Here is a 5,966-nt window from a genome sequence, read left to right as displayed (position 1 = left end):
ACTGGCGTGCCTTTAGCTTTTTGCTGAAGGCAGTACTCCAGCAGGTAGCGCAGCCCGTTAACGTTCGCATCCATGGTCTCGATCGGATACTTGCGGTAAAAAATTGGCGATGCGATCGAGGCGGCATGAATGATGAACTGAAAATCGCCAATGTTCTCGGGCAGAGGATTGGTAATGTCGTGCTTAACCAGCTCCAGGTTGGGATCGCCCGAAATATTGGTCAGCCATTCAGGTACACCCCGAATGTAATTGTCGTAAATAGTCAGATGAATGGGTTGAGCGGTGGCGTTGACTTTGTTCCAGTGCAGTATGGACTGCACCAGGTAGTAGCCTAAGAACCCAGCACCACCGGTAATTAATAGGTTTTTGCCAGACAGAGCGGCAAATTCTTCCGATAGATGATTGCAGATATAGGTTAGGTCAGCCTGGACAACGTCTTCCGCTGTATTTAACGAGGCTAGACTCGGTGCTTGAACCATTACATTTTCCTTATATAAGTTAGAGCTGGGCTGGATGAGTCATGGACTGGGGGACATCCCAATTAGGTGCCCTAGCCCAGCCGCGTGTTTCCTTAGGCATGGGTAAAAACTCCGCTGAAGACTGTCACTGCACCGGGTTAAACCGCTGCGGCCACCTTTGACTTAGCAAAGTAAGCATTTTGCTCGGCTCGTAGTCGATGGGCAACGCTGTCGGCGGGTATTTCCACATCGTCATAGGTCAGTACGTGATCTTTTGCGACAGGATGCTTCAGGCGACAACCCTCAGCTAAGCCCATAGGTAGAAGATTGTCCTGGTTGACAATGTCCGAGTTCTCGCACTGCCCATAGGTGTGGTACCCGCCCAAGCCGTCTAGGGTTTGACCAGCCTGGAGATCGATCTTGGCGGTGGTGACCACGTCTACGACCTGGGCCCCTAACGGTGCAATGATGACATCGTTTAAGAGAGCGACCCGAGCAGCCGATAGCGGTACTTCAAAGACCGTCAGGTGGTAGGGCACGTAGAAACTGTAGAGCGGGCCTTCCCCAAGCTTGCCGTAGTTAAGGTAGTGGGCCTGGGTGGGCTCATTGCAAGTGGCATAGACAAACACACCAGGGCTGGGCTTAGGCCCGACCACGTAGTCAACGATGCCCCCAAGGGACTTAAGCTGCTCAATATCATAGAGATCGAGCATGTCATCGACGTGGCCTTTAGAGTGGTAACCCAGCATGCCCCGCTGAGCTACTTTCATGCCGGTGGCATTGGCGACAATAGCCTGCTCGAAGGAGATCTTGGTGCCATCGGCAAAGCTGGTCACCATATGAGCGGTTTGGCCCCACTGCTTGGCAAAACTTTCTTGGGTCGTGGGGTTGCGGTAGCGATCTTGCAGCCCTTTGATGTTGCCGCAGAGCAAGGGGTTGAGGCCAATACTCTTGACGAATCGGTAGAGGTTGAGCTGCACACCAGGCTGGTCGCCGTCGCAGCCGGTAACGATGACCCCGGCCCGATCGGCGTAGACCTTCAGAATAGGGCCAACGGTGCCGTCAAGTTCAGCATTCATCAGCACCATTGGCTTCTTGTGCTCGATCGCCGCTAGGGTAACCCGAGCGCCGTACTCTACGTGACCTGTAGCCTCAATCAGCACATCGATGCTTTCTGACTGGCAGAGCAACGTTGGGTCGTCGGTAACGACTGAGTAGCCCTGGGCGACGGCATCTTCCATCTCGCCTAGGGTGGAAACGACTTTGACCTTGTCAACGCCGAATTTGGAGTAGGCGTCTACCGCAGCGCTGACGGTGCGGTTGGCGATCGCAGTCAGCACCATACCAGGGGTGTAATTAACGATTTGATTTATCACCCCGCGCCCCATAAACCCAGCCCCTAGGAGGCCGACGCGCACTGGGTTGCCTGCTTCGTGGCGGGCTTTTAGCGCTGTATCAACAATGATCATAGAAAAGACCTCTATTAAAGGATGGGTAGACCGGGCAGCAGTGGCCAAGCAGTATCTTTGTCGGAGATGGTTGTCACTGGTAAGGGCCAGCGAATATTTAAAGCGGGGTCGTCATAGCGAAGGCCTCGTTCACAGCCAGGAGTGTAGTACTCGCTAACCATGTAGAACGCTTCTGAGCTATCCGTCAAGGCTTGATAGCCGTGGGCAAATAGCTCTGGCACGTACAGCCCCAATCGGTTATCCGCAGATAATTCAATGCCGTAGTGCTGTAGGTACGTGGGAGAGTCTGACCTCATATCCACAATGACGTGGTAGTTAGCCCCTCGGATACAGCGAAAAAACTTAGCTTCCGCCGCTGGGGCTACCTGATAGTGCAAACCCCGCAGCGTTCCTTTAAGGTAATTGGATGCCAGATTACACTGAATACCGACGGGCTTAAGACCCTGGCTTTCAAACTCTTGGGTACAGTAGGCGCGGGAGAAAAAACCGCGATCGTCTCCCCGTTTGTCTAGGGAAATTGTGAAGGCTCCGCGCAGGGGGGCTTCCTCAAAAATCATGGTGGTTCTCTAGGTTATGGGAATTTAAGCCCAAACAGTAACTGCAAATTAGTCTTTAGTGCTCGGCAGATGTTCGCCACAGAGCATGATTACCAGACTTTCCACGGTGCCTGGTTCGATATCCACAGGTCTTCCAGCTTGTTTCTATCGCGCAGAGTATCCATGGGTTGCCAGAAACCGGCATGCTTAAATGCAGAAAGCTGACCCATTTTTGCCAGTTTAGTTAGAGGCTGCTGCTCCCATATCGTGTCATCACCATCAATGAAGTCAATTACCTGAGGCTCTAGCACAAAGTAACCGCCGTTAATCCAGGCCCCGTCACCTTCAGGCTTTTCTTGAAACGCCTCAATTTTAGTTTGCCCTTCGTGCAGGGCGATCGCCCCAAAGCGACCCGGAGGCTGAACGGCAGTTAGGGTAGCTAGTCCTCCTTGGCTTTGGTGAAACTTGATCAGCTCGGTGACATTAACATCGCTGACGCCGTCGCCATACGTGAGACAGAAGGTTTCGGTACCAATATGTTCACGCACGCGCTTGAGGCGGCCAGCGGTCATTGTTGAGGCACCAGTGTCTACCAGCGTTACTTTCCAGGGTTCAGCATTGCCTGTGTGAACATTCATTTGGTTGTAGCGGAGGTCAAAGGTCACGTCTGACATGTGCAAAAAGTAGTTGGCGAAGTACTCTTTAATCACATAGCCTTTGTAGCCACAGCAAACAACAAAGTCATTGATACCGTGGGCAGAATAAATTTTCATAATGTGCCAAAGGATTGGGTATCCTCCGACTTCGACCATAGGCTTGGGTTTAATGCTGGTTTCTTCACTCAAACGAGTACCTAGACCACCAGCTAATATAACTGCTTTCATAGACCCTCTAAGAAACTAATAAAACTGGTAGGAAATCCTGACTTTTGCTAAGTTAATCAGCCTGACTTACGTAAGTTAAACTTTAATCGCCCGACCCATGTTCAGTCAAGAGAGGTGTGACTACGCTTACACAACCATTTTCATACGCGCTGGAAACTTTTGAATTTTGAAATTGAACATGAATTAAGGCAGTCTATAAACTGCTAAAGGTAATGTTAGAAAGGCGATTTATAGGCTTAAAAAATGGCTAAATCATTCTTTGGCAATGTCTGGTTGGCATAATGGCAGAACCATGAAAATAAAAGAGTAGATGGATTTTTAATGCAAATATTCTTGCCATAGCTTACGTCGAATCTTTATTCCTCATTGGTCGACTTTAGTTGCATTAACAAGTTTTAACTCAATTGTGAAGTTGAGTGCTGTGGAGCGATCGGAAATTTGTCAGAACGTAAGTCAAGTGCTTTGACCTAAAGCAACCTACATCTAATCTGACCCTCGATATGGTTATATTCCTACTTGAATTCACCTAGTGGTTAGCTTAGCCCTGACCTGGGCTATCGTTGTGAGCTATGGATAAAGTCAAATAGACTGTATGTGAAAACCTTATAAATATAATTTGCGCAGTCCAGATTAGCTGTAAAAGGCCCAGCTTAGCCCGCAAAGGCCCCTGCGGGAAGCCGGTCTAACTATTAGATTTTGTGGTGAAGGAAGCAGCGGCTGACAGAATAACCGCAGCTAAGGCAACGGCTGTACTCGCTGAGGCGGCCAGTAAATTTTATAGGCGTTGCCCACTACGTGGGGTCGGGGTAAAAATCCCCATATGTGGGAGTCACGGCTTTTGTTGCGGTTGTCACCCAGCACAAACAGGTTCCCATTGGGCACGATCTCAGGCCCCCACTCGTAAAGGATAGGGTCTTTGAGGTAAGGCTCAGCGAGGGGGGTATCGTTAATCCACACTTGTCCTAAACGAATCTCAACTCGCTGGCCTGGTAGGGCCACAACGCGTTTAACCATCAGGTTGTAGAGGTCTCCGGCTTGATCGAGGGGCGTGCGCTCGGGGTTGGAAAAGACGATGATGTCACCGACGCTCAGAGGCTGATCTAAAGGCCGGGGGCGAACAAAGATGCGATCGCGCACTTCCAGCGTGGGCAGCATCGACTCGCTGGGCACAATGCACTGCACCACCTGCTGCGGCACCACAAAGGGGATGGAGCTAATTGCAAACCGGGTGACAATGACTGCCGCGAGGAGCAATCCTAGCCAGCCCCACTGGCGCTGGCGACTTGGGGCAGCCCGATAAGCCAGCCCGCAGCCTGCGGCCCAAATTATCGTCATCAGCGGCAGCAGATCTGGGTTAAAGTTGGCCAGGTAGGCCGTTAGAATTCCTAATATCAGTAGTGTGCCCCCGATCGCGGCCCTTTGCAAAAACAGATGCCCCAGCCCCGGCAGCACCTGGGAGAGAAAGACTGGATACCAGGGGTCGCTGGATTGATAGCGCAGGGGACTAAACTCGTCGAGGGTAATGCCGCGTTTAGCGGCATGGTGGCTGTCCCACAGGTTGAATATATATAGACTGAGCAGGGGCACCAGGGTGATTAGCCCCCGCAGGGTATTGCCCTCTGGCGCAAAGATTGACCAGAGAATGAAGGCTAAAAGGCTCCCGTGGGCTACGGCGATGATCAGGCCACGGGCGATCGCGCCGTCGTACATTTGCCCCGCGCCGGGGAGCGCTGCCGACAGGTTGACGGCTAGCCAGGGGCTTTTGGGCGATCGCTGGCCGACCAGCACCTTGGGGGTTGCCTTCATAGCATGTCGCCTTAGCCGTAGCGCTGCACGGCATAGGTGTGAGCTGCCCATTCTTCGGTGTCGGGTAGGGCTGGCAGCGTAATGGAGGCTTCTGGGTACCGGCGGCGCAGGGCCAGCCCAATTAGGTAGTCGGCAAAATGGGGGTTTTTGGGCAGGAGTGAGCCGTGCATGTAGCTGCCAAACACGTTTTTATAGCGCGCTCCCTCGTACTCGGCGGCAGCGTTATTGCCAAACCCGGCGATTGTGGTGGCGAGGGGCTCAACGCCATCGCCAAGGTAGGTTTGCCCAGAGTGGTTTTCAAACCCGACCAGGGTTTTAGGGATGTCTCGGGAGGGCGCATACAGCGTCTGCATGTCGGAGTAGGTGGCGGGGGTGATCTCAGCGACCAAATTGCCAATGCACCGCTGCTTGACGTCGGTGCCGGGGGCGCGGGTGTTGACATTGATAATGCCCAATCCGCGAGTTTCTTCACCATTGCCCATCAGAAAGGTGTTGCCCATAAGCTGGTAGCCGCCGCACACGCCCAAAAACACGACGCCAGCCTCGGTATCGGCTCGAATAGCGTCGTACTTGAGTTGGTGAAAGTCGTTGACCACGGCGACCTGGTCGGTGTCTTGCCCGCCGCCCATGAAGTAGAGATCGGTGGTACCAGCCTGGGCCACGTCTCCCATCGACAACGCGTTGACGGTGCAGTCAATGTCCATCCACTGGCAGCGGCGACGCAGCACGATCAGGTTGCCAGTGTCGCCGTAGAGGTTGAGGTGGTCGGGGTAGAGGTGAGTGAGGGTGAGGGTGTAGGGCATGGGGTGAGGG

Annotated in this window: 6 protein-coding genes; all 6 read right to left on the bottom strand. The window is 52.9% G+C overall.

The window, feature by feature from the left end; genetic code table 11:
* The coding region (locus IQ273_RS29240; RefSeq protein WP_194026628.1) for an NAD-dependent epimerase/dehydratase family protein at positions 1 to 479 on the bottom strand (479 nt) is incomplete at its 3' end.
* Between the two features lie 137 nt (positions 480 to 616).
* The gene (locus IQ273_RS29235) at positions 617 to 1,927 is read right to left on the bottom strand and encodes an NAD(P)H-dependent oxidoreductase (RefSeq protein ID WP_194026627.1); all 1,311 of its coding nucleotides are present in this window, start codon (positions 1,925 to 1,927) and stop codon (positions 617 to 619) included.
* A 14-nt stretch (positions 1,928 to 1,941) separates the two neighbouring features.
* Entirely contained in the window at positions 1,942 to 2,484 is a 543-nt protein-coding gene (locus tag IQ273_RS29230) for a dTDP-4-dehydrorhamnose 3,5-epimerase family protein (protein ID WP_194026626.1), read from the bottom strand.
* 89 nt (positions 2,485 to 2,573) lie between these two features.
* Complete coding sequence (gene rfbF / locus IQ273_RS29225) at positions 2,574 to 3,347, bottom strand: glucose-1-phosphate cytidylyltransferase (RefSeq protein WP_194026625.1); 774 nt, start codon at positions 3,345 to 3,347, stop codon at positions 2,574 to 2,576.
* 735 nt (positions 3,348 to 4,082) lie between these two features.
* Positions 4,083 to 5,153 carry a signal peptidase I gene (lepB, locus tag IQ273_RS29220; protein ID WP_194026624.1) on the bottom strand — a complete coding sequence of 357 codons (1,071 nt, stop codon included), beginning with the start codon at positions 5,151 to 5,153 and terminating at the stop codon, positions 4,083 to 4,085.
* 11 nt (positions 5,154 to 5,164) lie between these two features.
* Positions 5,165 to 5,966, bottom strand: an 802-nt coding sequence (locus IQ273_RS29215; protein ID WP_228054125.1) for a type 1 glutamine amidotransferase, incomplete at its 5' end; no start/stop codon positions are given.

Origin of the sequence: Nodosilinea sp. LEGE 07298 (assembly GCF_015207265.1) — a bacterium.
Classification (GTDB): Bacteria; Cyanobacteriota; Cyanobacteriia; order Phormidesmidales; family Phormidesmidaceae; genus Nodosilinea.
Note: the sequence above shows the minus strand (reverse complement) of the source record. Positions and strands in the feature narration are given on the sequence as shown.